Origin of the sequence: Eubacterium sp. AF15-50 (assembly GCF_934835595.1) — a bacterium.
Lineage (GTDB): Bacteria > Bacillota > Clostridia > Lachnospirales > Lachnospiraceae > Eubacterium_G > Eubacterium_G segne.
Genome location: NZ_CAKVZL010000160.1, coordinates 241 through 510, shown reverse-complemented (window position 1 = coordinate 510; position 270 = coordinate 241). Strand labels below are relative to the sequence as shown.

Annotated in this window: 1 pseudogene (only partly in view); it reads left to right on the top strand. The window is 48.5% G+C overall.

The annotated features are described in order from the left end of the window. Positions 1–270: pseudogene (locus tag Q5O73_RS10575) on the top strand ([FeFe] hydrogenase H-cluster radical SAM maturase HydG) (its annotated part continues 240 nt past the right edge of the window); the annotation flags it as partial.

Sequence of the window (270 nt, the reverse complement as noted above, 5' to 3'; positions counted from 1 at the left end):
ATACTATTTATAGCATCAAACATAAGAATGGAGCCATTCGCCGAGTAAATGTCAACATTGCCGCAACCACAGTAGAGAACTACCGCCGGTTAAAGGATGCCGGCATCGGTACCTATATCCTGTTTCAGGAAACTTATCACAAAGAAAACTACGAAGCCTTGCACCCCACCGGACCTAAAAGCAAATATGCTTACCACACCGAAGCTATGGACCGCGCCATGGAAGCCGGCATAGACGATGTGGGTCTGGGAGTGCTGTTCGGCCTCAACA